Source organism: Mesorhizobium calcicola (assembly GCF_042682105.1).
GTDB classification, from domain to species: domain Bacteria; phylum Pseudomonadota; class Alphaproteobacteria; order Rhizobiales; family Rhizobiaceae; genus Mesorhizobium; species Mesorhizobium calcicola.
This window is the reverse complement of sequence record NZ_JBHUGY010000053.1, coordinates 1-25,971: the sequence shown is the minus strand read 5'-3', so window position 1 is coordinate 25,971 and position 25,971 is coordinate 1. Positions and strand designations below refer to the sequence as shown.

The 25,971-nt window shown below is 64.4% G+C and carries 26 protein-coding genes and 1 pseudogene; 14 read left to right on the top strand and 13 right to left on the bottom strand.

The genetic code is table 11. The annotated features are described in order from the left end of the window. Nucleotide 1: 1 nt before the first annotated feature. The gene (locus ACFSQT_RS30180; protein WP_379025002.1) at nt 2–1,243 is read right to left on the bottom strand and encodes an acyl-CoA dehydrogenase family protein; all 1,242 of its coding nucleotides are present in this window, start codon (nt 1,241–1,243) and stop codon (nt 2–4) included. Nucleotides 1,244–1,379: 136 nt separating this feature from the next. On the opposite strand from ACFSQT_RS30180, the gene ACFSQT_RS30175 reads away from it, so the two are divergent. The 6 genes from ACFSQT_RS30175 to ACFSQT_RS30150 all read left to right on the top strand — a co-directional run bounded on the left by ACFSQT_RS30175 (nt 1,380) and on the right by ACFSQT_RS30150 (nt 5,721). Then, nucleotides 1,380–2,195 carry an SDR family oxidoreductase gene (locus tag ACFSQT_RS30175; RefSeq protein WP_379025000.1) on the top strand — a complete coding sequence of 272 codons (816 nt, stop codon included), beginning with the start codon at nt 1,380–1,382 and terminating at the stop codon, nt 2,193–2,195. Nucleotides 2,196–2,234: 39 nt separating this feature from the next. Continuing rightward, a complete protein-coding gene (locus ACFSQT_RS30170; RefSeq protein WP_379025093.1) occupies nt 2,235–2,720 on the top strand; it encodes a MaoC family dehydratase in 486 nt (161 codons plus the stop codon). Beyond that, nucleotides 2,717–3,751: a phosphotransferase family protein gene (locus tag ACFSQT_RS30165; protein ID WP_379024998.1), complete on the top strand. Its 1,035-nt coding sequence runs from the start codon at nt 2,717–2,719 to the stop codon at nt 3,749–3,751. The genes ACFSQT_RS30170 and ACFSQT_RS30165 overlap by 4 nt, the downstream gene beginning before the upstream one ends. Continuing rightward, entirely contained in the window at nt 3,751–4,527 is a 777-nt protein-coding gene (locus ACFSQT_RS30160) for an SDR family NAD(P)-dependent oxidoreductase (RefSeq protein WP_379024996.1), read from the top strand. Before ACFSQT_RS30165 ends, ACFSQT_RS30160 begins: the two co-directional genes overlap by 1 nt. 92 nt (nt 4,528–4,619) lie before the next feature. After that, a complete protein-coding gene (locus ACFSQT_RS30155; RefSeq protein WP_379024994.1) occupies nt 4,620–5,264 on the top strand; it encodes a TetR/AcrR family transcriptional regulator in 645 nt (214 codons plus the stop codon). Nucleotides 5,265–5,472: 208 nt separating this feature from the next. After that, nucleotides 5,473–5,721 (top strand): DUF680 domain-containing protein, encoded by a 249-nt coding sequence (locus ACFSQT_RS30150; RefSeq protein ID WP_111548716.1) that lies wholly within the window; start codon nt 5,473–5,475, stop codon nt 5,719–5,721. 209 nt (nt 5,722–5,930) lie between these two features. Here the strand turns inward: ACFSQT_RS30150 and ACFSQT_RS30145 are convergent, their stop codons facing one another. The 7 genes from ACFSQT_RS30145 to ACFSQT_RS30115 form a co-directional block, all read right to left on the bottom strand. After that, on the bottom strand, nt 5,931–6,716 hold the full coding sequence (locus ACFSQT_RS30145; protein ID WP_379024992.1) for a ThuA domain-containing protein: 786 nt from the start codon (nt 6,714–6,716) through the stop codon (nt 5,931–5,933). Nucleotides 6,717–6,791: 75 nt separating this feature from the next. Further along, nucleotides 6,792–7,022, bottom strand: coding sequence for a hypothetical protein (locus ACFSQT_RS30140; protein WP_379024990.1), 231 nt, complete (start codon nt 7,020–7,022; stop codon nt 6,792–6,794). 59 nt (nt 7,023–7,081) lie between these two features. After that, nucleotides 7,082–7,660: a sarcosine oxidase subunit gamma gene (locus ACFSQT_RS30135; protein WP_379024988.1), complete on the bottom strand. Its 579-nt coding sequence runs from the start codon at nt 7,658–7,660 to the stop codon at nt 7,082–7,084. Beyond that, nucleotides 7,653–10,646, bottom strand: a complete 2,994-nt coding sequence (locus ACFSQT_RS30130; RefSeq protein WP_379024986.1) for a sarcosine oxidase subunit alpha — start codon at nt 10,644–10,646, stop codon at nt 7,653–7,655. The genes ACFSQT_RS30135 and ACFSQT_RS30130 overlap by 8 nt, the downstream gene beginning before the upstream one ends. Continuing rightward, nucleotides 10,643–10,954, bottom strand: a complete 312-nt coding sequence (locus ACFSQT_RS30125) for a sarcosine oxidase subunit delta (RefSeq protein WP_379024984.1) — start codon at nt 10,952–10,954, stop codon at nt 10,643–10,645. The genes ACFSQT_RS30130 and ACFSQT_RS30125 overlap by 4 nt, the downstream gene beginning before the upstream one ends. A 12-nt stretch (nt 10,955–10,966) precedes the next feature. Continuing rightward, nucleotides 10,967–11,389, bottom strand: coding sequence for a hypothetical protein (locus ACFSQT_RS30120; protein WP_379024982.1), 423 nt, complete (start codon nt 11,387–11,389; stop codon nt 10,967–10,969). Further along, complete coding sequence (locus ACFSQT_RS30115) at nt 11,389–12,642, bottom strand: sarcosine oxidase subunit beta (RefSeq protein WP_184876774.1); 1,254 nt, start codon at nt 12,640–12,642, stop codon at nt 11,389–11,391. The genes ACFSQT_RS30120 and ACFSQT_RS30115 overlap by 1 nt, the downstream gene beginning before the upstream one ends. Before the next feature lie 217 nt (nt 12,643–12,859). Here ACFSQT_RS30115 and ACFSQT_RS30110 point away from each other — a divergent pair, with 217 nt between their 5' ends. From ACFSQT_RS30110 to ACFSQT_RS30075, 8 genes are all read left to right on the top strand, one after another. After that, a complete protein-coding gene (locus ACFSQT_RS30110; protein WP_379024980.1) occupies nt 12,860–13,228 on the top strand; it encodes a YrdB family protein in 369 nt (122 codons plus the stop codon). A gap of 173 nt (nt 13,229–13,401) precedes the next feature. Further along, the gene (locus ACFSQT_RS30105) at nt 13,402–14,160 is read left to right on the top strand and encodes an SDR family oxidoreductase (RefSeq protein WP_379024978.1); all 759 of its coding nucleotides are present in this window, start codon (nt 13,402–13,404) and stop codon (nt 14,158–14,160) included. Between the two features lie 128 nt (nt 14,161–14,288). Then, nucleotides 14,289–14,675, top strand: coding sequence for an SET domain-containing protein (locus ACFSQT_RS30100; protein WP_379024976.1), 387 nt, complete (start codon nt 14,289–14,291; stop codon nt 14,673–14,675). Nucleotides 14,676–15,032: 357 nt separating this feature from the next. Next, complete coding sequence (gene rpsU / locus ACFSQT_RS30095; protein WP_023810129.1) at nt 15,033–15,311, top strand: 30S ribosomal protein S21; 279 nt, start codon at nt 15,033–15,035, stop codon at nt 15,309–15,311. Between the two features lie 191 nt (nt 15,312–15,502). Next, the gene (locus ACFSQT_RS30090; protein WP_379024974.1) at nt 15,503–16,354 is read left to right on the top strand and encodes a tetratricopeptide repeat protein; all 852 of its coding nucleotides are present in this window, start codon (nt 15,503–15,505) and stop codon (nt 16,352–16,354) included. Nucleotides 16,355–16,657: 303 nt separating this feature from the next. Next, complete coding sequence (locus ACFSQT_RS30085; RefSeq protein ID WP_379024972.1) at nt 16,658–17,134, top strand: DUF992 domain-containing protein; 477 nt, start codon at nt 16,658–16,660, stop codon at nt 17,132–17,134. 214 nt (nt 17,135–17,348) lie between these two features. Beyond that, nucleotides 17,349–17,831: a DUF992 domain-containing protein gene (locus ACFSQT_RS30080; RefSeq protein ID WP_379024970.1), complete on the top strand. Its 483-nt coding sequence runs from the start codon at nt 17,349–17,351 to the stop codon at nt 17,829–17,831. Between the two features lie 203 nt (nt 17,832–18,034). Then, nucleotides 18,035–19,471, top strand: coding sequence for an MFS transporter (locus ACFSQT_RS30075; protein WP_379024968.1), 1,437 nt, complete (start codon nt 18,035–18,037; stop codon nt 19,469–19,471). Between the two features lie 101 nt (nt 19,472–19,572). On the opposite strand, the gene ACFSQT_RS30070 is transcribed toward ACFSQT_RS30075, so the two are convergent. The 5 genes and pseudogenes from ACFSQT_RS30070 to ACFSQT_RS30050 all read right to left on the bottom strand — a co-directional run. After that, nucleotides 19,573–20,265: a response regulator transcription factor gene (locus ACFSQT_RS30070; protein WP_379024966.1), complete on the bottom strand. Its 693-nt coding sequence runs from the start codon at nt 20,263–20,265 to the stop codon at nt 19,573–19,575. Nucleotides 20,266–20,271: 6 nt separating this feature from the next. Next, nucleotides 20,272–22,989, bottom strand: coding sequence for a DUF4118 domain-containing protein (locus ACFSQT_RS30065; RefSeq protein WP_379024964.1), 2,718 nt, complete (start codon nt 22,987–22,989; stop codon nt 20,272–20,274). 57 nt (nt 22,990–23,046) lie between these two features. Continuing rightward, nucleotides 23,047–23,610 carry a potassium-transporting ATPase subunit KdpC gene (gene kdpC / locus ACFSQT_RS30060; protein ID WP_379017394.1) on the bottom strand — a complete coding sequence of 188 codons (564 nt, stop codon included), beginning with the start codon at nt 23,608–23,610 and terminating at the stop codon, nt 23,047–23,049. Between the two features lie 74 nt (nt 23,611–23,684). Then, nucleotides 23,685–25,535, bottom strand: a pseudogene (gene kdpB / locus ACFSQT_RS30055) (potassium-transporting ATPase subunit KdpB); the annotation flags it as partial. A gap of 81 nt (nt 25,536–25,616) precedes the next feature. Beyond that, the coding region (locus ACFSQT_RS30050) for a hypothetical protein (RefSeq protein WP_379024962.1) at nt 25,617–25,971 on the bottom strand (355 nt) is incomplete at its 5' end.

Below are 25,971 nucleotides of genomic sequence, written 5' to 3'. Positions count from 1 at the left end.
GTCAGACCTTTTCCTGCGTGTATTTCTTCAGCTCCGTCCGCGCCACCTGACGGCGATGCACGGCATCCGGTCCGTCGGCAAGGCGCAAGGTCCTCAGATGCGTCCACGAGCGCGCCAGCGGCGTGTCCTGGCTGATGCCTTGCGCGCCGAACATCTGCACCGCCTCGTCGGTGACCTTGAGCGCGACGCGCGGCGCGATCACCTTGATCTGGCTGATCCAGGGGGCCGCGGCGCGCGCGTCGCCCTGGTCGATCATCCACGCCGCCTTGAGGCAGAGCAGCCGGGCCATCTCGATCTCCATGCGGCATTCGGCGATGATGTCGAAATTGGCGCCGAGCTTGGCCAGCTTCTGGCCGAAGGCTTCGCGGCGCACGGAACGCTGGCACAGCATCTCCAGCGCCATCTCGGCCTGGCCGATGGCGCGCATGCAGTGATGGATGCGGCCGGGGCCGAGCCGCCCTTGCGCGATCTCGAAACCCCTGCCCTCGCCGAGGATCAGGTTCGAGGCGGGCACACGCACATTGTCGAAGCGAAGGTGCATGTGGCCGTGCGGCGCATCGTCGTCGCCATAAACCTGCATGGCCCGAACCTTGGTCACGCCTTTCGTGTCGGAAGGCACCAGGATCATCGAATGCCGCCGATGTGTCGGCTCGTCGTCGCCACCGGTCCGGACCATGACGATGTAGATGGCGCAGCGCGGATCGCCGGCGCCGGACGCCCACCATTTCTCGCCGTTGAGCACATAGTCGTCACCCTGCCGCTCACAGCGCATCGCGATGTTGGTGGCGTCGGACGAGGCGACATCCGGCTCGGTCATCAGATAGGCCGAGCGGATCCTGCCGTCGAGCAGCGGCTCCAGCCACGCCTGCTTGTGGTCGGCCGATCCGTAACGCTCAAGCACTTCCATATTGCCGGTGTCGGGCGCCGAGCAGTTGAAGGTCTCGGCACCGAGATGCGCCTTGCCCATCTCCTCGGCCAGATAAGCGTATTCGACGGTGGACAGGCCGTAGCCGCGTTCCGAGCCGGTCAGCCAGAAATTCCACAGGCCGCGTTCCCTGGCGGTCTTCTTCAGCCCTTCGAGGATCTCGCTCTGGCGCGCGCTATAGACCCAGCGGTCGCCTTCCTTGCCCACTTCGCCCAGGAATTCCCTGTCGAGCGGCATGACCTCGTCGCGCACCATGGCCGCGACGCGCGCGTGGATCGGCTTCAGCCGCTCGGTCATGCCGAGATTCATCTCCGTCATCGGTCGCTAACCCTTCATGCACGCCAGGCATTTTATCCGTGGCAAGGATGACCGTACTTCGGATAGCCTTGTCAACGCGAACTGTTTGGCCCGCACACCAAGGCCCGCACACCAAGGTAGGGCGCGGAGGATCGTGATGAGCTATCTGGACGAGCTGTTTTCGGTGGCCGGCAAGACGGCGCTGGTGACGGGAGCAGCGACCGGCATCGGCCGAATGGCGGCAACCGCGCTGGTGAAGGCCGGCGCCAGCGTGATGATCGCGTCGCGCAAGGGCGAGGATTGCATCAAGGTCGCCGGCGAACTGAACGGGCTTGGCGCTTCCGGCCGGGCCGAAGGTTTCGCCGGCGATGTCTCCAGCGAGGCCGGCATTGCCGCACTTGTCGCCGAGGTCAAGGCGCGCACCGACCACCTGAACATCCTGGTCAACAATGCCGGCGTTTCCTGGGGTGCGCCGCTGGAGAGCTTTCCATACTCCGCTTGGGCGAAAGTGTTCGGCGTCAATGTCACCGCGGTCTTCCATCTGACGCGCGAATTGCTGCCGCTGCTCGATGCCGCCGCCAGCGATGCCGACCCGGCCCGGGTGATCAATCTCGGTTCGGTGATGGGCACGCAGCCGCTGGCCGACGACGCCTATTCCTACACGGCATCGAAGGCCGCGGTTCATCATCTGACGCGCACCCTTGCGCTGGAGTTCGCCGCCCGCCGCATCACCGTCAATGCCTTTGCCCCCGGCCCCTTCCAGAGCCGGATGACGGCATTTGCCACCGGCACCCAGGAACAGGCCGCCCATGTCGGCAATCATGTTCCGATCGGCCGTATCGGCGCACCGGATGACATTGCCGGCGCAACGCTCTATTTGTGCAGCCGTGCAGGCAGCTATGTCACCGGCGCCATCCTGCCGATCGACGGCGGACAGTCGGTGCAGCATGGGCTGACCTTGTTCAAGGAATGACATTTTCCGGCCAGAGAAGCCGGGGGTGAACTGGAGGACATCCGCGTGGAACCGATCAGTCTCGATGTGCTTCTGGCCAGCGTCGGCAAGGAGGTTGGCGTGTCGCCGTGGCGGGTGGTCACGCAACGCATGATCGACCAGTTCGCCGACGCCACCGACGACCACCAGTTCATCCACTGCGACCCGGAGCGGGCCATGCGCGAGACGCCGTTCGGCGGCACCATCGCACACGGCTTCCTGTCGCTGTCGCTGTTGTCGGCAATGACCTTCGAGACCATGCCGCCGCTGGAAAACAGCAAGATGGGCGTCAACCACGGCTTCGATTCGCTGCGTTTCCTGGCGCCGGTGAAGACCGGCGCGCGCATCCGCACCCGTTTCGTGCTGGCCGACGTCAAGGTCCGGCCCTCGGGCTGGGTGCAGACGGCCCATCACGTGACGATCGAGATCGAGGGTTCGAAGAAACCGGCGCTGACCGCGCGCTGGCTGACGCTGACCTTGATCGAGCGCCAGCCCGAGACGGCATGAGCGACCCGAACGTCCTCGACCAGATAGCGCTCGCGCCCTACCTCGAGGCGGAAATTCCGGACTTTTCCGGGCTTCTCTCCATCGAAAAATTCAAATCGGGCCAATCGAACCCGACTTACCTTTTGACCGCGCAAAGCGGCCGCTACGTGTTGCGCGCCAAGCCGCCCGGGCAATTGCTGAAATCGGCGCATCAGGTCGACCGCGAATTCACCGTGATGAGCGCGCTTGCCGGCACCGCGGTGCCCGTGCCGCGGATGCTGCACCTGTCGGCGGAGGATTCGCCGATCGGCCGCATGTTCTACGTCATGGATTTCCTCGACGGCCGCATCTTCTGGGACCCGGCGCTGCCGGAGGCCCGCGACAACGAAGAACGCGCCGCCATCTACCATGCCACGAACGCAACGCTTGCGGCCCTCCACGACGTCGATGTCGAGGCCGCGGGTCTTAGCGATTTCGGCCGGCCGGGCAATTATTTCGAGCGCCAGCTGGCGCGCTGGACCAGCCAGTACCGCGCCTCGGAAACCGGCACCGTCGCCGATATGGACCGGCTGATTGCCTGGCTGGAGACGCATAGGCCGGCCGATGACGGCCGCGTCTCGCTGGTGCATGGCGATTACCGGCTGGACAATCTGATCTTTGCGCTGCGTCAGCCAGAGGTGCTGGCGGTGCTCGACTGGGAATTGTCGACGCTCGGCCATCCCTTTGCCGACCTTGCCTATCAATGCATGCAATGGCGCCTGCCGCACGCCTCGGGTTTTCGCGGCCTGGGCGGCATCGACCGTCGCGCGCTCGGCCTGCCCTCCGAAGACGCCTATGTCGCCGCCTATTGCCGGCGGCGCGGGCTCACCAGCATTGGTAACTGGACCTTCTTCCTGGCCTTCTCCTTCTTCCGGCTGGCGGCGATCTGCCAGGGGGTGTTCAAGCGGGCGCTGGACGGCAACGCTTCCAATCCCGAAAAGGCCAAAACCTATGGCGAGGCGGTGAAGCTGCTTTCGCATCTCGCCGCGAAATTGATCGACGAGGAGGCGTGATGGGCCGTTTTGAGGGAGCAACCGTGCTGATCACCGGTGCGACCGGCGGGCTTGGCCGGGGTGCGGCGAAAGGCTTTGCCACTGACGGCGCGCGGCTGGTGCTGTCGGACATCGACGAAAGGGCGCTGGCCGACCTTGCCGGCACGCTGCAGGCCGAAGCGGCGATCCTGGCAGGCAACATCGCCGACGAAAAACTGTCCGAGGATCTGGTCAGGCTGGCGGTCGAAAAATTCGGCCGGCTGGATGTCGCCATCAACAATGCCGGCATCGTCCAGAGCTTCGTGCGCTTGCCGCAGGTCGCGTCGGACGAGGCGCGCCGCGTCCTGGAGGTCGATCTGCTCGGCGTGTTCTATGCGACGAAGCATCAGATCCCGCAGATGGAGCGGCAGTTCAACGCGACCGGCAAGGGCGGCGCCATCGTCAACATCGCCTCGGCCGCCGGCCTGTCCGGCGCACCGAAGCTCTCGGTCTATGCCGCCGCCAAGCACGGCGTCATCGGCTTGACCCGCTCGGCGGCGGTCGAATACGCCACCAAGGGCCTGCGCATCAACGCCATCTGCCCCGCCCACACCAGAACAGCCATGGTCGACAGCTTCGTGCGCAACTCCGGCGCGCCGGAAGCAGAGGCGTTGGCCGAGCTGACACGCGGCGTGCCGATGAAGCGGGTGGCCGAAGTCGATGAAGTCACCACCGCCATCCTGTTCGCCGCCGATCCGGCAAACTCCTTCATGACCGGCCACGCGCTGGCCATCGACGGCGGGATCAGTGCGATCTGATGCATGCCGCTTGGGAACCTGTCGCGCCCTTGTTCGTTTTCGTACAGCGTATATAATTTAGCCACGCACCAACCAAACGAAGGCACGAGATCTTGCCGCCGAGCGTCCAGAAACGCCGCGAGAAACAAAAGGCCGAACTGCGCTCCGAGCTGGTCCAGGCCGCGCACAAGCTCGTCCAGGAAGAAGGCTATGAAGGCTTGACCATCCGCAAATTGGCCAAGCGGGTCGGCTACGCACCGATGTCGGTCTATTCCTACTTCGCCGACAAGCAGGACATCCTGTTTGCGCTGGCCGAGGATGCGTTCGAGACGCTTGCCCGACGCATCGAGGAGCATCCATCCGACGATCCGATCGAGGCGTTGCAGGCGGTCATGACGGAATATGCCGCCTTCGGGCTCGGCAATCCCAACGAATACCGCACCGTGTTCATGACCGAAAAGACCCAACTGCCGGACGGCAGGAGCTACGACAACATGGAAGAGAGCAACCCGGCGATGAAGGCGCTGATCAGCAGGGTCGAGGCCTGCGTCGCCGCCGGCAAGTTGCAGGGCGATCCGCGCGCCATCGCCACCATGCTGTGGGCGGTCGGCCACGGCACGATCTCACTGCTGATCACCTTTCCGTTCTATCCCTTCGGCGACCCGCAGGCCTTCGTGAAGCGGATGTGCGATTTCACGCTTGCCACGCTCAGCACGCAGAATGTGCCGCCGCTGACCGAGACGCCGGTCAACTGCTGAGCGGCACCCCTTCACAAATCACCAAGATCGACCCGCTGCGACGCTCGGCTGTGTCAGAACGCCGCGATTTTCGGCATTCAATAAAAGTTCAATAAAATTTGTCGTACATGTACGTTTTCTGTCTTGAACCTCGGCATCTCCGGACGTATATGTACACCGTATCGTACATGTACGGAAAAAATTCAACGGTCGAAAACGGAGACTGACGATGAAAAAGACACTCCTCACCCTCGCCGCCGTGCTGGCACTTTCGGGCTCGGCCTTCGCCGCCAGCGCCACCCAGCCGGTCAAGCAGGCACCTGCTGCGACCTGCGTCGACACCAGGACCCATGTGAAGCTCGATTGCGCCTCGACCGGCTCGGTCGAGAAGAAGGGCTCCACGGAAAACACCGCTGAAGGCAAGGGCCCGCGGCTCGGCATCAGCATCAATCCGTGGATTGTGCCCAGCACGTTCTGATATCCGCTGACGATCACAAGCCGAGGCCGGCGCGATTCGCAAGCCGGCTTGGCGAGCATTTCTGTTTAAGCGACGCCGCCTCGGTTGGCGGCACCGAACTGGCCAGGCGAACGCTGACGCGTAGCCCGGCAATGCCGCTGGCGCCGAAGCATCAGAAGCCGGCGTGGGGTTGGCCCATCAGCTCAGGCCCCCATCAGCTCAGGCCCCCATCAGCTCAGACCCTTGTCGCCATCGGCATGCAGGCGCAGCCCTTTCTGGACGATCTTCTCCTTGGCCGCATCCGCCGGCACGTTCGGCGCATTGGTGATGCCGGACCATGCCGGCGCCGGGTTGTGCGCCCAGTGCACGGCGTTGCGCAGCACCTGCTGCACGCCCTCATTGTGATAGATCGGATAGGTCTCGTGGCCCGGCGAGAAGTAGAAGATCCTGCCGGCGCCGCGCTGGTAGGTCAGCCCGGACCTGAACACCTCGCCGCCCTCGTACCAGGAGACGAACACCGTCTCGAGCGGCTCCGGCACTGCGAACGGCTCGCCGTACATTTCCGTCTCGCCGATCTCCAGGCACTCGCCGATGCCTTGCGCGATGGGGTGGCTGCGGTTGATCGCCCAGACGCGCTCGCGCTCGCCCGCCTCGCGCCATTTCAGCGAACAGGGCGTGCCCATCAGCCGCTTGAAAATCTTCGAGTAATGGCCGGAATGGAGCACGATCAGCCCCATGCCTTCCCACACCCGCTTCTGCACCCGCTCGACGATCTCGTCCTTGACCTCGCCATGCGCGGCATGGCCCCACCACAGCAGGACATCGGTGTTGGCCAGGCGCTGTTCGCTCAAGCCATGTTCCGGCTCCTGCAAGGTGGCGGTGGTCGCCTCGATGCCCTTGTCCTGGTTGAGCGCCGCAGCAATGGTGCCATGCATGCCCAAGGGATAGAGGTCGCGCACGGCGGCATTGGTCTGCTCGTGGACGTTTTCTCCCCAAACGATGGCTTTTGTCGGCATTTTTCTCTCCCAAAGCGCTTTAAATAGCACGTCAAATGGGATTGAGAAGGTCCGATCGATCTGGTCCGATGGAAATTACGCCTTGTGCTTCTTGCGCCCTGGCACCGTCTTGGCCTTGCCCGGCCTCGCGGGACCGCCGGAGATGACCGTTCCGGTTATCGACACCGGATCGCTGGCCGGAAAGGTGTCCTCAAGGCCTTCCTCGAGTTCCTCTTCGGCACTCGGTGCTTCGTGTTGCTCATGTTCGAGCGAGCGGACGGCCGCGGTCTTTTTGACCGGCGACTTCGGCGCGGAATGCGACGGCATCGGCATTCTCCCTCGGCGTGCGGATGCAGAACGAGCGTGCCCCGCAAAATGTTCCGAGTTCAGACCGCCGCGTCCCGCGATCCCTCGGACAGGAAAGTAAAGACATAGTCCGAGAAGGAACGCCAGCATTCAACCCGGAAGGCATCCGGCGCGTTGCGCAACAGCACGATCTCGGCCTTGCCCAGGATGGTGCGCGACGCCGCTCCCACCGGGAAGGCCTCGAGCGACAGGTCCTGCGGGCAGCCAGAATTGATCGCCGCGGCCGCGCCGGCGCCCGCAACCGATATCGCGATGTTGCGATGCGAGATGCCGACAGCCGAATGCAGGGCGGAAACCTCTACGCAATCGGCAAGGGGATCGTTGCCGGCCTCATCGATGACCAGCCATTCGTCCGGTCCAAGCCACAAAGCGGTGCGCCCGGCCTTCGAGGCCGAAGTCTTCGGCTTCTGCGGCAAGGTCACACCGAGCGCCTTCGAAAGCGCTGCGACCGAGGCCTCCGGCGCGCGCAGCGAGATGCGATCGGCCGGCGGTAGCACCTCGACCTTGACCCCGGTCGCGGCGGTGCTGCGTCCAGCCAGCGCCGGACGGCGCTCGACCGAAGGCGATGCAGCCGTCTTGCTTGCAGCAGCCTTAGCCATTGAGGCGCCCTCCCGTCTCGTCGAAGAACACCATGCCGGTAACCTCCACTTCGATCACTCCGTTCGGCATCGGCACGTACAGCGTTTCGCCCATGCGGTCGCGGCCGCCGGCGACCAGTGCCAGCGCAATCGAGCGGCCGCAATTCTGCGACCAGTAGCTGGAAGTGACATGGCCGATCATCTTCATCGGGATCGCCTGCTTCGGATCCTCGACGATCTGCGCGCCCTCTTCCAGCACCACCTTGGGATCCTTGGTCTTGAGGCCGACCAGCTGCTTGCGGCCCTTGGCGACCAGATCCGGCCGCGCCATGCCCCTGATACCGACGAAGTCGGTCTTCTTCTTGCCGACCGCCCAGTCGAGGCCGGCATCGTTCGGCGTCACCGTGCCGTCGGTGTCCTGGCCGACGATGATATAGCCCTTTTCGGCGCGTAGCACGTGCATCGCCTCGGTGCCGTAGGCGGCCGCGCCATGCTTCTGGCCTTCGGCCCACAGTGCTTCCCAGACGGCCTGGCCATAATCGGCGGGCACATTGACCTCGAAGCCACGCTCGCCGGTGAACGACATGCGGAACAGCCGGGTCGGCACGCCGCAGATCTTGCCTTCGCGCACCGACATATGCGGCAGTGCCTCGTCGGACATGTCGATGCCTTCGACCAGCGGCGCGATGATGTCGCGGGATTTCGGCCCCTGCACGGCGATAACAGCCCATTGCTCGGTGATCGAGGTCAGCCAGACATTGAGGTGCGGGAATTCGGTCTGGAGATAATCTTCCATGTGGTTCATGACGCGCGGCGCACCGCCGGTCGTCGTCGTCACATGGAAGCGGTCGGGCGCCAGCCTGCCGACGACGCCGTCATCATAGATGAAACCATCCTCGCGCAGCATGATGCCATAACGGCAGCGGCCCGGCTCCAGCTTCTCCCACGGATTGGTGTAGAGCAGCTCCATGAATTTGGCCGCATCCGGCCCGACCACTTCGATCTTGCCCAGCGTCGAGGCATCGAACAGGCCGGCCGTCTTGCGCACCGCGACGCATTCGCGGTCGACCGCCGCGTGCATGTCTTCGCCGGCCTTGGGGAAATACCAGGCGCGCTTCCACTGGCCGACATCCTCGAACACGGCACCTTGGGCCTCTGCCCACGGATGGATCGCCGTCTTGCGCGTCGGGTCGAACAGCGGACCGCGCGCGTGGCTGACGATCGCGCCGAAGGTGACGGGCGTATAGGGCGCCCGGAACGTGGTCAGGCCGACTTCCGGGATCGGCTTGCCGAGCATCTCGGCGGCAATCGCCAGGCCGTGCATGTTGGAGGTCTTGCCCTGGTCGGTCGCCATGCCGTTGGTGGTGAAGCGCTTGACGTGCTCGATGGAGCGCATGCCTTCATGCACCGCCTGGCGGATGTCCTTGGCGGTGACGTCGTTCTGGAAATCGACGAACGCCTTGACCGTCGTATCCGGCCCAGCGCCGGGGGCAGCACCGAGCATGCCGCGCGACCAGCTCTCCGAGGCGTCGACCTTCGGCTTGTTGCCCCTGGCGGTTTTCGCCCCGGCATCCTTGGCCGCCTTGGCGCCCGCCGCATAGGCTTCGTCCAGCGTCGCCGACAGCCCGTCGGTGCCATTGCAGGCGCCGACCGAGACGCAGTCCTGTGCATAGGTGCCCGGCACGAAGCGCTTGGTCTCGTCGTTGAAGGCGACCTTGCCGCGCGACTGCGAGAACAGATGCACCGACGGCGTCCAGCCGGCCGACATCAGGATCGCATCGACCGGGATGGTGCGTTCGCCGCCGCCGTTCTTCGGCTGCACGGTCATTGAAGACACCCTGAGTTTGCCGCCGGCGCGGATCACCGCGCGGCCGAAATTGACCTCGATGCCGAGGGTTCTCGCCTCGTCGATCACCGGTCCGGTCGGATGGTCGCGCAAATCAACGATCGCCGCCACGTTGACGCCGGCCTTCTTCAGGTCGATCGCCGCCGCATAAGCGGAATCATTGGCGGTGTAGACGCCGACATTCTTGCCGACGGCAACACCGTAGTGGTTGAGATAGGTGCGCGCCGCACCGGCCAGCATGATGCCCGGCCGGTCGTTGTCGGCGAACACCATGTGCCGTTCGATGGCGCCGGAGGCCAGCACCACGCGCCTGGCTCTCACCTGCCACAGCCGCTCGCGCGGCAGATCGTGGCCGGGGGTTGCGAGATGATCGCTGACACGTTCGACCAGGCCGACGAAATTCTGGGCGTAATAGCCGAAGGCGGTCGTGCGCGAGAGCACGCGGACATTGTCCATGGCGGTCAGCTTCGCCACCGCCGCCTGCGCCCAGGCAAAACCGTCCTGGCCGTCGATCCTGGCCCCGGTCTCGAAACGCAGGCTGCCGCCGAACTCGGCCTGCTCGTCGACCAGGATGACGCGCGCCCCGGTCTCGGCCGCCGCAAGTGCAGCGGCGATGCCGGCGGCACCGCCACCCAGCACCAGCACGTCGCAATGCGCATAGCGCGACGAATAATGGTCGGGATCCGGCTGGTCCGGGGAAACGCCAAGGCCGGCCGCGGCGCGGATCTTCGGCTCGTAGAGGCTTTTCCAGGCCGCCTTCGGCCACATGAAGGTCTTGTAGTAGAAGCCGGCCGAAAACATCGGCGACGCGATGTCGTTGACCGCGCCGATGTCAAACGAAAGTGATGGCCAGCGGTTCTGCGACTGCGCGGAAAGCCCGTCATAGAGCTCCTGCACGGTGGCCCGCACATTCGGCGTCCTGCGCGCCGCGTCGCGCATGATGTCGACCAGCGCGTTGGGCTCTTCCGCGCCCGCCGACAGGATGCCGCGCGGACGGTGATATTTGAACGAGCGGCCGACGAGGTGGACGCCATTGGCGAGCAGCGCCGAGGCCAGCGTGTCGCCCTCGATGCCGGCATAGGACTGGCCATCGAAGCTGAACCGCGCGGTCTTCGCCTGTTTGAGGCGGCCGGCGCTGGGAATGCGGAACGCGCCGCTCATTTGGCAACCACTTCGTTGGAGATTTTGGGCAGCTTCGACGGCTTCGGCTCGCCGGCCTTGTAGGTCATGATGAACTTGTCGGTGACGGTGTCGCGCACCGCGTTGAAGAAGCGCGCGCAGCCATGCATGTGCCGCCAACGCTCATAAATGATGCCCTTGGGGTTAGAGCGGATGAAGAAGAACTTCTCGAAATCGTCGTCGCTCTCGCCCGCCATGTTGGCCGAGCGCGCTATATGCGCCTCGCCGGCGTTGCGGAACTCGAGTTCCGGGCGCTCTTCCTCGCAATAGGGGCAGCGGATGAGAAGCATTTGTGTTCGTTCCTACAATTCGCCGTGGCCGACGTGAGCGCCGGCGGGTTGGTCGCAGAGCCTTTGGCCCATGGCCGCAAAAGGCGCGACGAGCCGGATACGCTCCTCCACGCTTGCAGCCGGGCGAAACAGGTCGCGATACGCCATGTTGCCGATCGTGAGTTGGATCGGATCGGTCGTGACGATGACGCGACGCGGCTCGAATGTGTCGTCCTCGTCGAGATCGGAAGGCCTGTTCTCCAGGAACATGACCACCTTCTGGCCGCCGCTCCACACGCAGGCCAGCATGCCGTCATCGACGGAAAACGGCCATCCGGCCTCGTTCCCGGCGCGGCTGATCGGCTGCGTGCGGAATTCGTCCGCCGAGGGAAAATGGAACATGCCCTGTTCCCCCGCCAGCATCAGCGGCATGGCGACAGCCATCTGCGCCATCATCAGTGCGCCACCGCCGCCGCCGCCGCCTCGTCGATGAGGCGGCCGGTGCGGAAGCGCTCGATGGTGAAGGGCGCGTTGATCGGATGCGGATCGTCCCTGGCGATGGTGTGGGCAAAGACATGGCCAGAGCCCGGCGTCGCCTTGAAGCCGCCCGTGCCCCAGCCGCAATTGACATAGAGGCCGGGCACCGGCGTCTTGGCCAGGATCGGCGAGCGATCCGGCGTCACGTCGACGATGCCGCCCCATGAGCGCAGCATCTTCATGCGCGTGAAGATCGGGAACATCTCGCAAATGGCGTCGAGCGTGTGCTGCAATATGTGCAGGCCGCCGGTCTGCGAATAGGAAACATACTGGTCGGTGCCGGCGCCGATCACCAGCTCGCCCTTGTCGGACTGCGAGATATAGGCGTGCACCGTGTTCGACATCACCACGCAGGGAACCACCGGCTTGACCGGCTCCGACACCAGCGCCTGCAGCGGATAGCTTTCCAGCGGCATGCGCACGCCGGCCATGTTCATGATGACCGAGGAATGGCCGGCGGCGACGACGCCGACCTTCTTGGCGCCGATGAAGCCGCGCGTCGTGTCGACGCCCATGACCGCGCCGTTGGCCGCGCGCTTGACGCCCGTGACCTCGCAATTCTGGATGATGTGGACGCCGCGCGCCGAGGCGCCACGCGCATAGCCCCAGGCGACGGCATCGTGGCGCGCCGTGCCGCCGCGGCGCTGCAGCGCCGCACCCACCACCGGATAGCGGGCATCCTTGGAGGTGTTGAGCGGCGGGCAGAATTCCTTCGCCTGCTCCGGCGTCAGCCATTCATTGTCGATGCCGTTCAGCCGGTTGGCGTGGACATGGCGCTTCAGCACCTGGATGTCGTGCACATTGTGGGCCAGCATCATGACGCCGCGCGCCGAATACATGACGTTGTAGTTGAGCTCCTGGCTGAGCCCGTCCCACAGCTTCAGCGCATGATCGTAGATGCCGGCGCTCTCGTCATAGAGATAATTGGAGCGGATGATGGTGGTGTTGCGGCCGGTGTTGCCGCCGCCGAGCCAGCCCTTTTCCAACACCGCGACATTGGTGATGCCGTGCACCGTAGCGAGATAGTAGGCGGTGGCCAAGCCGTGGCCGCCGGCGCCGACGATGATGACGTCGTATTCCTTCTTCGGCTCCGGCGAGGACCATTGCTCCTCCCAGCCCTTGTGGCCCCGCATGGCCTCGCGGGCGATGGCGAATACCGAATATTTCTTCAACGTCCCAGCCTCTCGCCAAAAAGGTCTCGCAAATGGCGGCAGGGCATTCAGTCGGCCCCGGCGCGCGAGGTGTATCACTAGCGAAACGCAGCTTCCACCCTTGCGCTGTTTGCGACGGCGCTTGCCGTTTTGCGCCACGACGAAAAACACGCAGGCGATCTGGCCGCCATGCCTGCCTTCAGTCACACTGCCTGTCGCGCGACTCTGGAGGACGAACATGGGCAACGCCTGGTGGAATTTGACGTTGCGCTTCCTGCTGGAGCTTGCCGCCTTGCTCGGCCTCGGCCTGGCGGGCTGGGGTCTCTCCGCCGGATGGTGGCGCTGGATCCTGGCTCTGGCCTTGCCACTCATCGCGGCTGCCTTGTGGGGCACCTTCGCCGTGCTCAACGATCCGAGCCGGTCGGGCCGTGCCCCGGTGCCGGTCCCGGGCGCGGTGCGGCTGGTGCTGGAGCTCGTCATCCTGTTCGGCGGCGCGGCTGGGTTCTATCTGACCGGCCACACAACCACAGGCATCGTCATGGCTCTGCTCATCGTCATCAGCTACGCATTCTCGCTCGATCGGCTCAGCTGGTTGTTACGACAATAGTTCGCCCAACCGGCCTCGCCTCTTCGCGAGTGGCGAGCGGCTCGCTTCCAACCATCGGTAGCAGGAACCAACTGCGCAGGTATCGGGTGTCGCCGGAAGGCGTGGCCTGCCATCAACGGGCCTCGTTGCCGGCACCAGTCGGCCAGACAGGACCGACACAAGGACGACAGCCCATGCTCGCACTCGCCAACAAGATCGCCATCGTCACCGGCGCCAGTTCCGGCATCGGCCGCGCAACCGCGAAACTCTTCGCCGAGGAAGGCGCCACGGTCATCGTCGCCGCCCGCCGCCAGGTCGAGCTCGATGCGCTGGTGGCCGAGATCGACGACGCCGACGGAACGGCCGTGGCGCTGGCCGGCGATGTCCGCGACGAAGCCTATGCGAAAGCCCTTGTCGATCTCGCTGTCGAAAAATTCGGTGGGCTCGACATCGCCTTCAACAATGCAGGCGCCGTCGGCCTGATAGGTCCGATTTCGGAACTGTCGCTGGAAGGATGGCGCGAGACGGTCGACACCAACCTCACCAGCGCGTTTCTCGGTGCGAAATACCAGGTGCCGGCGATGGTCGAGCGCGGCGGCGGCTCGCTGATCTTCACCTCCACCTTCGTCGGCAACACCGTCGGCATGCCCGGCATGACCAGCTATGCCGCGAGCAAGGCCGGGCTGATCGGGCTGACGCAGGTGCTTGCCGCCGAATATGGCCCGAAAGGCGTGCGGGTCAACGCGCTGCTGCCCGGCGGCACCGACACCCCTGCGGCGACCTTCAAGACCCCTGAGTCGCGGGCCTTCGTCGAAAACCTGCATGCCTTGAAGCGCATCGCGACACCGGAGGAGATCGCCCGCTCGGCGCTCTACCTCGCCTCCGACGACTCGAGCTTCACCACCGGAACGGCCTTGTTTGCCGATGGCGGCGTGTCGATCAACCGGACGTGAAGGCTTTTCGCGGCGAACTTGCATGTTCGTCGCCACCAGGCAGATCGTCGGTCTTGCTTTTTGGCCGCGATTTGGCGATGCCGTTTTCTGTCGAAACGGGTCTTCTTGCCAAAACGGATCCTCGAACCATGATGCTGATCAGAACCTATGTGGCCGCGAGCGCAATCGAGGGTGTCGGCGTGTTCGCCGCCGAGCCGATCAGGAAAGGCGCCTCGATCTGGCGGCTCGACCCTGATTTCGACCGGTTGATCCCGATGGACAAATACCGGGCAGCATCCCCGCATCTAAGGGAGTTGCTCGACCGCTACGCCTATCCAAGCCCGGATCGACCAGGCTTCATGGTCTATGAAGTCGACAATGGGCGCTTCATGAACCATTCCGGAAATCCAAACACGGATTTCTCACAATATGGCGGGGCCACCGCGACCCGCGACATTGCGGCCGGCGAGGAGATCACCTGCGACTACGGCGAGTTCTTCGAGGATTTCGAGCGGCTGCATTTGGCAACCGCGTAGAGATTGCTGGAGAGAGCGACGCAAGCTGCCTCAGGCTGCGGTCTGCGGGTTTCGGCAATGGTGCTCTCCAACACAGCTTCCAAGCTGCCGTTCGTCTGAAGTGATTGCCCTGGGCGTTCGCCGCGAGTTGCCTGGTGACCGCAACCATGCTAGTATTTTGGGTATGGTGCTGATTTGCGCCGAGCCCGCCGCCAAGGCGGGTTTTGTTTTGGCTTCATCGCCATTCTTCATTTCGACGGTGGACAGCGCGGCCTGATTCTGCTATCAGCCCGCACAATTCGTGGCGTAGATCGCCGCGGAGGTAAGTGGCTATGGCCACTTGCCTGCTGATATCAAACCCGAAAGACAGGATTGCCCGTGCAGGTACTCGTCCGCGACAATAACGTTGATCAGGCGCTTCGCGCGCTCAAGAAGAAGATGCAGCGCGAAGGCATTTTCCGCGAAATGAAGATGCGCGGCCACTACGAGAAGCCTTCCGAGAAGCGCGCCCGTGAAAAGGCCGAGGCCGTGCGCCGCGCTCGCAAGCTGGCCCGCAAGCGCGCCCAGCGCGAAGGCCTGCTGCCGATGACGCCGCGCCCGGTTGCTGCCGGCGCCGCCGGTGGTGCAGGTGGTGCTCCGCGCCCGCCGCGGTTCTAACGCCAATTTTTCGTCCTTTTCGAAGGATACCAGAGGTGGCGCGATGCGGAATCGCCGCCACCTTTTTGTTTAGGGCGACAGGCGTCCATTTAGACGCACAAAGGACGCTCTAACGCTTTGCGACAATCATGACCCGGCCCGGAGGGGGGACCCGGACCGATCGATGCGGCTGAAGTGAGGACAGGGCAGACATGAACGCAATCAGCGTAGAGCGCAGAACCGCATTGCGCGGCTTTGCCCTGACGGCAACCTTGCTTTCCGGGCTGGCACTTGCCGGCTGCCAGACATCAGGCCCGACCGGCGAATTCAACAACATCGACAAGGCGCAAGGCTCGAGCGAGAACATCTCCTCGCTGTCGGCGGTGATCCAGCGCAATCCCAAGGATCCCGAAGGTTACAATGTGCGCGGCTCTGCCTATGGCCGGGGCGGCCAGTACCAGGCTGCGCTCCAGGATTTCAACACCGCCATCCAGCTCAACCCGAATTTCTTCCAGGCCTATTCGAACCGCGCGCTCATCCAGCGCTTCCTCGGCAATCAGAAGGCCGCGCTCGACGACTACAACCGCTCGATCCAGATCAACGGCAGTTATGACGCCGCCTATATCGGCCGCGGCAATCTCTACCGCAAGGCGGGTCGCACCCAGGACGCTTTCAACGACTTCCAGAAGGCGATCCAGCTCGACACCACCGATGCGCGCGCTTACCACAATCGCGGCCTGATCTATCAGAGCCAGGGCCAGCACAAATTCGCCATCGAGGATTTCTCGACCGCCATCTCGCTGGCGCCGGACGCCGCCGAGCCATACAACGGCCGCGGCCTTTCCTATCTGGCCACCAACGACGAAGACAACGCCTTCGCCGACTTCAACATGGCGATCAAGCTCGACGGCAAGAACGCCGAGGCCTGGGCCAACCAGGCGCTGATCTACGAGCGGCGCGGCGACAAGGTCAAGGCGGGGAAATCCTACCGCGAAGCCGTGCATCTTGATCCGACCTACCAGCCGGCCAAGGATGGCCTCGCCCGCGTCAGCGGTGCGACCTAGAGCCGGACGATTTCAGGTCGAATCGACCTGAAATCTGAATCTGCTTCTAAATCAAAGAGATCGAGCATGATATCGTCCGAAAACCGCTTCACACTTTTCGGCTTCATGCTCTAGGCGCGAATCAAGGCGCTGCCCTTTGTGCGGCCGAAAGAGCGCGGCTCTCGACAAACCCGTCCATCCGGCAACCGCGCGTTAACCCCGGCGGCAAGGGTGCTGGCCCGTGCCTTGTTCGCGCCAAGTTTTCAGGGGAACGGTCTGGCCGCCCAAGCCGTTATTCCAGGCAATTTGCGAAAGGACCCTCCCATGATCAAGAAACTCGCCTGCGCCGCTGCCCTCGCCACGACGGTGTTCGCCGTCGCTCCGGCCAGCGCCGGCAAGCTGCAGCTCGGCACGCTCGACTGCACCATCGACGGCGGCACCGCTTACATCGTCGCCTCCAACAAGGGCGTCGACTGCACCTTCCGTCCCTATCATCACGGGCCTTCTGAGCACTATACCGGCGTCATCTCCAAGATCGGCGTCGATCTCGGCCAGACGCATCAGGGTCAGCTCGTCTGGGCCGTGCTGGCGGCAACACGCGACCGGGAGGCTGGCGATCTCGCCGGCGGCTACTACGGTGTCAACGCCGAGGCCAGTGTGGTGACCGGCGGCGGCGCCAATCTGCTGGTCGGTGGCTTCAACAGCGCCTTCATGCTGGAGCCGCTCAGCGTGCAGGCACAGACCGGCGTCAATCTCGCCGTGGCAGTGACCTCGCTCGAGCTGATCCACTCGCTCAAGTGAAGGCGGGAGCCTTCAGAACGGCTCCATTTCCAGGTGAAAGCATGGTGCGTCCGAATCGACGCACGTCGCTCCAAGGTCTCTCTACCTGCGGCGCGGAACCCGATAGGGTGTTCCGCGCCGTATGATTTTGCATCAAACAAATTTGCATCAGACAAAGAGACAGAGCGGTTCCGCGTTTCCGTGAAATGATGAACCGCTCCAGGGGGGGACCGCCATGCCAAAGACAGCCATCGCCGCTGCCGCGATCGCAACCGTGCTTGCCGGGACGGCACAAGCGCAGGACCGGGGCATAGAGCTCGGCACGCTTGACTGCGCCATCGGCGGCGGCACCGGTTTCATCTTCGGCTCGAGCAAGGATCTGAGCTGCACCTTCAACCCCGCCGATAAGACCTTTGCGCCGGAAGCCTATTTCGGCGCCGTCAACAAATACGGCCTCGACATCGGCACCACGAAGCAGACGGTGATGCGGTGGATCGTGCTGACGCCGCTGAAGAACATCTACGCGCCGGGCGCGCTGGCCGGAGACTATCTCGGTGCCAGCGCGGAGGTGACGGCCGCCGTCGGCGCCGGCGCCAATCTGCTGGTCGGCGGCTCGTCGCAGGCCTTCACCTTGCAACCACTCAGCCTGCAGACGCAGACCGGCATCAACCTCGCCATCGGCGTCAGCCAGTTCCAGTTGCGCAGCACCGAGAATTGACCACCCGGCCGCTGTCGCAAGCCTCTCGAATAATTTCGCTTGAGCTCAACCCCGGTTGAGGTTTTACAAGCCTGCCCCGGCCGGAGCAGTGCCCTTGATGCGGCGCGCCATGCACGCTCCTGCCTGCGCATGGTCCTGCCGGAAACCCATTCTGGCTTCTGGCGCCATGCGCAGGCATCGAGATATGGAAGGCAGGGGTGGACATGACCGAAATCAGCACAAACAGGGTCGACTGGCGCGCTTTGTGGGCAAGCGGCGACCTGGCGCGTTTCTGCTTCATCAGCCTCGGCATCCTGCTGCACGCCACCAACGAGACGATGGTGGCGACTGTGATGCCGGCCATGGTCGGCGAACTGGGCGGCGTGCAGCTCGTCGGCTGGTCGCTGGCGATCTATGAGCTCGGCGCCATCGTTGCCGGCGCGGCGGCCGGCCGACTGGTGAGCTATGTGGCGCTGCGCACCAACATGGTGGTCGCCGCCCTGCTCTATGCAGCCGGGGCGCTGATCTGCGCCACCTCCCCTTCGATGCAATTGTTCCTTGCCGGCCGCCTGATCGAGGGGCTTGGCGGCGGCGCGTTGGTGTCACTGGCCTTCGTCTCGGTCGAGCGGCTGTTCTCGCGCGCCATCTGGCCGCAGCTTTTCGGCATCATGTCGGCGATCTGGGGCGTCGCCGCCTTCAGCGGCCCGCTGCTCGGCGCCATCATGACCGAGCTTTTGTCGTGGCGCTGGGCCTTCGGCATCTTCACGGTCGGCGGTGCCGCCATGGCCCTGGCGAGCCTGATCGTCCTCAACACGCCCGAGGCCACCAGGCCGCAGGCGAGCGCCGGCAAGGCGCCGCCCTTCCCGTTCGCGGCACTTGGCTGCCTTGCCGTCGCCGTGGTGCTGATCGCCTCGGCCGGCGTCGACATCGCCTTGCTGCGCTCCTCGCTGCTGATGGTCCTCGGCCTCATCGGCCTGGTGCTGTTCTTCTACATCGACGCGCTGAAGCCGCGCTCCCGGCTTTTTCCGGCGCGGCTGTTCTCGTGGCGCACGCCGGTCGGCGCCGGCATGACCATGGTTGCCGCCTTTTCGGTGGCGACCTGTTCCTTCGGCGTCTATGGACCGCTGATCCTGACCAGCCTGCACGACATCCCGCTGCTCACCACCGGCTACATCATCGCCGCCGAATCGATCGCCTGGTCGATCCTGTCGATTCTCGTCGCCAATGCGCCGCCGCAACGCGAACGGCTGATCATTGTCGGCGGCGCGGTGATGATCGCGGCAGGCATCGCCGGCTTTGCCTATACGATACCGCTGGGCTCCATTCCGCTGATCCTGATCTGCGCCCTGCTGCAGGGCGGCGGCTTCGGCATCGCCTGGCCGTTCCTGACGCGCGTCATCGTCGCCTCCGCCCCGGAAGGCGAGCAGACCATCGCCTCGGCGGCGGTGCCGACCATGCAGCGCCTCGGCTATGCCGTGGGTGCGGCACTTGCCGGTATCGTCGCCAATGCCAGCGGCTTTTCGGAAGGACTGAACCATGACGCGGCGGCGAATGTCGCGTCCTGGCTGTTTCTTGCCTTCGTGCCGCTCGGCATTGTCGGCTGCTTCGCGGCCTTGCGGACATCGTCGGCGGCAAACCGTCTGCAGGAGGCTGTTGGCTAGGGCAATTCCGGGAAAAGTGTGAAGCGGTTTTCCCGGGAAAAGCGCTTAGCGCTTTCCCTCGGGGAAGAGCATCAGACGCGAGAGGTCGAAAGGCGGTCGCTCTATTCGACCTCGCGCAGGCGGTAGCCGACACCGGTCTCGGTGGTGATGTAGCGCGGCTGGTCGGGAGTCTTCTCGATCTTCTGCCTGAGCTGCCGGACATAGACCCTGAGATACTGCACGTCGGTCGAATCGCCCCAGACCTGCTTCAACAGGAAATGGTGGGTCAGCACCTTGCCGGCGTGCTGCACCAGGATGCGCAGGATGTCGTACTCCTTCGGCGACAGTTTTACGTCCTTGCCTTCGACCTTGACGATGCGTTTGACCAGATCGACGGACAGGTCGCCGGTCTGGAACACCGGCTTCTCGCCCTGCTGCTGGAACTTGTGGCGCAGCGCCACGCGGATGCGCGCAACCAGCTCGTTCATGCCGAACGGCTTGGTGACATAGTCGTCGGCGCCGAGTTCCAGAGCCTGGACGATGCCGGCCTCGTCGGTGCGGCTGGACAGAATGATCACCGGAATGTCGAGGCCGTCGTCGCGCCATTTGCGCAACAGCTCGTGGCCGCCCATGCCGGGCAGGCCGAGGTCGAGCAGGACAAGGTCCGGCTTCTCCGCCTCCATCAGTTCGATCGCTGCCTTGGCGTTCGGCGCCTCGCTGATCGCGTAGCCCTGGCTGCCGAGGCCGACGCGCAGCAGCTTGCGGATCGGCGGCTCGTCATCGACAATCAGTATCCTGACGTTCGAGTTTGTCATGCCAAGTCACCCATCGTCCGCATTGGGAGTGTCGAGATCGGGCGGGTTCGACGGCTTCGGCATCTTGATGGTGAAAACCGCGCCCGAACGGTCGGTTCGGTTCGCCGCAGTGATCGTGCCACCCATCGCCTCGATGAAGCCACGGCAGATCGACAGCCCGAGCCCGGTGCCGGCGCGGACCTGGTCGCGCTTGCGCACCCGGTAGAACGTGTCGAAAATCCGTTCCAGATCGCCATGCGGGATGCCCGGCCCCTCATCCATGATCTGCAGGATGACGGAACCATTGTCGGTCCAGCCCTGCACGCGGATCGTCGAGCCTGATGGCGCGTATTTCGCCGCATTGTCGAGGAGATTGAACAGCGCCTGCTCGAACAGGACGGGGTCGACTTTCAACATCGGCAGATCCGAGGGGATGTCGATCTCGGTCTTGTGCTCGGCGATGATCTTCCTCGCCCTCTGCAGGGCGGAGCCGACGATGTCGCCGACATAGTGGAAGGCGTAGTTCGGCTCCATCGCACCGGACTCGATCTTGGTCATGTCGAGCAGATTGGCGATGAAGCGGTTCAGGCGCTCCGATTCGTCGAGCACGGTCGTCAAGAGCTCCGCCCGGTCCTGTTCGGGAAGGGCCGGCGCGAATTCCCTCAGCGTGCCGGCGGCGCCCATGATGGCGGCCAGCGGCGTCTTCAAATCATGCGAGATGGAGGTGAGAAGAGCCGAGCGCAGCCTGTCCGCCTCGGCGGCGAGCTTGGCGCGGTCGACGTCGGCGACGAGCTGGATGCGCTCGATGGCGACCGCCGCCTGATCGGCCAGCGCATCGAGCAAGCGCTGCTGCTCGGGGGTCAGCAACGGACCCTGCTTGTCGTTGTCGAGGCCGACGACGCCGATTGCCGTGCGCCCTGTCCGCAAGGGAAGATAGAGGCGCTTGGCGCCGGGAAGCGTGTCGGCGCCGCGTCCCGCGGCACGGTTGTGCTCCCAGGCCCAGCGGGCCGCCGCGATATCGGCCTCGGCCAGCGTGTCGTCGGGCGGGTAGCCGGCCTTGACGGTGATCGTTCCGTCTTCCGGCAGGAGCAGCACCACCCGCAGCTTCAGCATCAAGGCGATCTGGAAGGCGGTGGCCCAGAGAACGTCGTCGAGCGTGCCGGCACCGGCGAGCTTCTTTGAAAAGAGGTAGATGTCCTCGGTGGCCCGCGCCCGCGAGCGGGCGGCGATCGCCTGGCGCTGCACGCGCACCGTCAGATTGCTGGCAATGACGGCGACAACCAGGAAGACGCCGAGCGCAACAATGCTCTCCGGATCCCGGATCGTCAGCGTGTAGCGTGGCTCCAGGAAAAAATAGTTGAACGCAAGGGCGCTGACGAGACAGGCATACAGAGCCGGCCACAGCCCGCCGGTCACCGCCGATGCCAGCACCCCGACGAGAAAGATGATGGCGAGGTTGCGAACATCGAGAAACTGGTCGAGAAGGGCGGCGAAGGCGAGCGAGCCCATGACATAGGCGGTGGCCTTGAGATAGGGCCATATCTCGAACTGCCACTGCTCGTCAGCCGCCCTGACGTTCCTCGACGTCGCCTCGGTGTTGCGTTCGTTTCCCGAAATGACATGAACGCTGATGTCGCCGGCATTGCGGATGAGATCATAGGTGAGCGAGCCTTCGATCAATTCGCGCCAGCGCGACCGGGTCGGCCTGCCGACCACGATATGGGTGAAATTGTTCGCCGTCGCGTAGCGCACGATGTCCTGCGCCACATTCTGACCCGGAATGGTCGTCACCTCGGCACCAAGTTGTTGGGCGAGGCGCAGGTTGGTCGCGAGCCGGTCCTTGTCCTCCTCCGGCATGCTGGCCGAACGAGGGCTGTCGACATGCAGCGCCGTCCAGGGGGCACGGAGCCGGTCGGCCAGCCTGCGTGCATAGCGCACGCGGGCCGATCCTCCGGGGCGCGCGTCGAGGCAGACGAGGACCCTTTCGCCTGCAGCCCACGGCCCGGGAATGGCATGGGCCTGCATATGGATCAGCAACTGGTCGTCGACGCGCTGGGCGGTGCGGCGCAGCGCCAGTTCCCTCAGCGCCGTCAGGTTGCCGGGCGAAAAATAGTTCTCGATCGCGCGCTGGGCGGTGTTGGGAAAATAGACCTTGCCTTCCTCCAGTCGCTTGATCAGGTCGTCGGGGGTGAGATCGATGATCTCGACATCGTCGGCCTGGTCGATGATGGAATCGGGAACCGTCTCGCGGACCCTGACCTTGGTGATCTGGGCGACGACATCGTTCAGGCTTTCGACATGCTGGATGTTGAGTGTCGTGTAGACGTCGATGCCTTGCGTCAGGATTTCCTGGACGTCGAGGTAGCGCTTGGGGTGGCGGCTGCCGGGCGCGTTGGTGTGCGCGAGTTCGTCGACGAGAACCAGCGCCGGGCGCCGGGCGAGGATGGCGTCGATATCCATCTCGTCGAGGATGCGCCCCTTGTAGTCGACCTTGCGACGGGGAACGACCTCATAGCCCTCGACCAGGGCCTGCGTTTCCTTGCGGCCATGCGTCTCGACGACACCGATCACCACGTCCACACCGTCGGCGAGCCTGGCGCGGCCCGACATCAGCATCTCGTAGGTCTTGCCGACGCCGGGTGCTGCACCCAGGAATATTCTCAGGCGGCCGCGCGCCTCCCGCTCGGCATGATCAAGCAGTGCGTCGGGAGAGGGTCTGGTTTCGTTGCGGTTGTCGTCCGGCATCAGCATCGATCATGGATGGCGCCGGGGATACTGTCGATCCCCGGACCTCGCCATTCACTATTTCGCGGCGTCCAGCGCAAGGTTGAGCGCCAGCACATTGACGACCGGCTCACCCATGAAGCCAAGCTCCCTGCCCTCGACCTGGCCGTTGACAAGCGCCTTGACCTTGGCTGCATCGATCTCCCTGGCCTTGGCGACCCGGGCGACCTGGAAATAGGCCGCTTCGGAGCTGATATCAGGATCGAGGCCGCTGCCGGACGTCGTCACCAGGTCCATCGGAACAGCCTGGTTCGGATTCTCCGCTTTCAGCTTTTCTGCGTCGCCCTTGATGCGGTCGATCAGCTTGGGGTTGGTCGGGCCGAGGTTGCTGCCGCTCGATGCGGCGGCGTTGTAACCGTCGCCGGCTGCCGAGGGGCGGCCATGGAAGTACTTGTCGCTGGCAAAGCCCTGGCCGATCAGTTCGGAGCCGATGACCTTGCCGTCCCTTTCGATCAGACTGCCATTGGCCTGGCGCGGGAACAGCGCCTGGGCGATGCCGGTCATGCCGATCGGATAGATCAGGCCGGTCAGTACCGTAAAGAAGACGATCATGATGATCGCGGGTCTTATCTGCGTGAGCATCGACGTGTTCCTCAGAGCAATTCCAGGAAAAGTGTGACGCGGTTTTCCGTCCGGAATTGCGTTAAAACAAAGAGTTAAGCGAGGCCGATGGCGGTGACGATCATGTCGATCGCCTTGATGCCGACGAAGGGGACGATGATGCCGCCGAGGCCATAGACGAGCAGGTTGCGGCTGAGCAGCGCGCCGGCGCCGATGGCACGATATTTGACGCCTTTCAGCGACAGCGGGATCAGCGCGATAATGATCAGCGCGTTGAAGATGATGGCCGACAGGATGGCGCTCTGCGGGGTCGCCAGATGCATGATGTTGAGCGCCTGCAGCGGGCCTGTCGTCTGTCCCGGCGCGACGTAGAAGACGGCGAACATCGCCGGGATGATGGCGAAGTACTTGGCCACGTCGTTGGCGATCGAGAAGGTGGTCAGCGAGCCGCGCGTCATCAGCAGCGCCTTGCCGATCTCGACGATCTCGATGAGCTTGGTCGGATCGCTGTCGAGATCGATCATGTTGCCAGCCTCGCGGGCGGCGACGGTGCCGGTGTTCATGGCGACGCCGACATCGGCCTGGGCAAGGGCCGGCGCATCGTTGGTGCCGTCGCCGCACATGGCGACCAGCTTGCCCTTGGCCTGTTCGTCGCGGATCAGCTTCAGCTTGTCCTCGGGCGTCGCCTGGGCGAGGAAGTCGTCGACGCCGGCTTCCGCGGCGATCGCCGCGGCGGTCATCGGATTGTCGCCGGTGATCATCACCGTGCGGATGCCCATGCGGCGCAGCTCGGTGAAGCGTTCGCTGATGCCGCCCTTGACGATGTCCTTGAGGTGGACGACGCCGAGCAGGCGCCCGTCGCGTTCGACCGCCAGCGGCGTGCCGCCGGACTTGGCGATCTCGTCGGCGATGGCCTGGAGGTCGCGGACGGAATCGCTGCTTGGGCGCGCGCCATGAGCGGCTGATGTCGAGCGGTTGACATGGGCGAGAACCGAATCGACGGCGCCCTTGCGGACCGAAGAACCATCGATGTCGACGCCGCTCATGCGGGTTTGCGCGGTGAAGGGCACGAAAGTGGCGTGCAACGTCGCCATATCGCGGGCGCGGATGGCGTACTTCTCCTTGGCCAGCACGACGATCGAGCGGCCTTCGGGCGTTTCGTCGGCGAGCGAGGCGAGCTGGGCGGCGTCGGCAAGTTCCTGCTCGGTGACACCCTTGACCGGGCGAAACTGCGTCGCCTGGCGATTGCCGAGCGTGATCGTGCCGGTCTTGTCGAGCAGCAGCGTGTCGACGTCGCCCGCCGCCTCGACGGCGCGGCCGGACATGGCCAGCACGTTGAAGCGCACCAGGCGGTCCATGCCGGCGATGCCGATGGCCGACAGCAGCGCGCCGATGGTGGTCGGGATCAGGGTGACGAACAAGGCGACCAGCACAGTCACCGAGATGTAGCCGCCCGAATAGGAGGCAAAGCTCGGGATCGTCGCGGTGGCCAGCACAAAGATCAGCGTCATGCCGACCAGCAGGATGTTGAGCGCGATCTCGTTGGGCGTCTTCTGGCGCTCCGCGCCTTCAACAAGCGAGATCATGCGGTCGAGGAAGGTATGGCCGGATGCCGCGGTGATGCGCACGCGGATCCAGTCGGACAAAACCTGGGTGCCGCCGGTGACCGCCGATCGGTCGCCGCCGGATTCGCGGATGACCGGCGCCGATTCGCCTGTGATCGCGGCTTCGTTGACCGAGGCGACGCCTTCGACCACTTCGCCGTCGGAAGGGATGATGTCGCCGGCCTCGACGAGGACGATGTCACCGACCTTGAGGCTGGTGCCGGGCACCAGCTTGAACTTGGTCCGATCCTCGCCGGCCAGCAGCTTGGCCTGGGTCTCGGTGCGCGCCTTGCGCAGCGAGTTCGGGCCTGCGCCTTGCCGCGGCCTTCGGCGACCGCTTCGGACAAAGTTGGCAAACAGCACGGTGAACCACAGCCAGATGATGATCTGCAGCGTGAAAGCTGAAATCGCCGCCGCCGGTGATCAGATCCCTGACGAACAGCGCGCGGTCGTAAGCGCCGAGACAACGGCGACGACGAACATCACGGGGTTCCTGATCAGGGTGCGCGGGTTCAATTTCTGAAGGCCCCGCCGATGGCGGGCAAGAGGATGCTGGCATCCATGATGCTCGCGGATTTTGAGTGGCTCATTTGGAGCTCCGGCTTCGCTGTTGTTGGATGGCAACGATCGATCGGATGCCGAAAAGGGCGGCCCGTAGACCAGCAGCCAGATCACAATCATGACCGCCGCAATGCCCAGGAACGTGGATATGGTCGGGAAGGGAGGGGGAGTTGCCTCCCCCTCATTGTCGACCTTTGGCGAGCCTTGCGACGCGTGG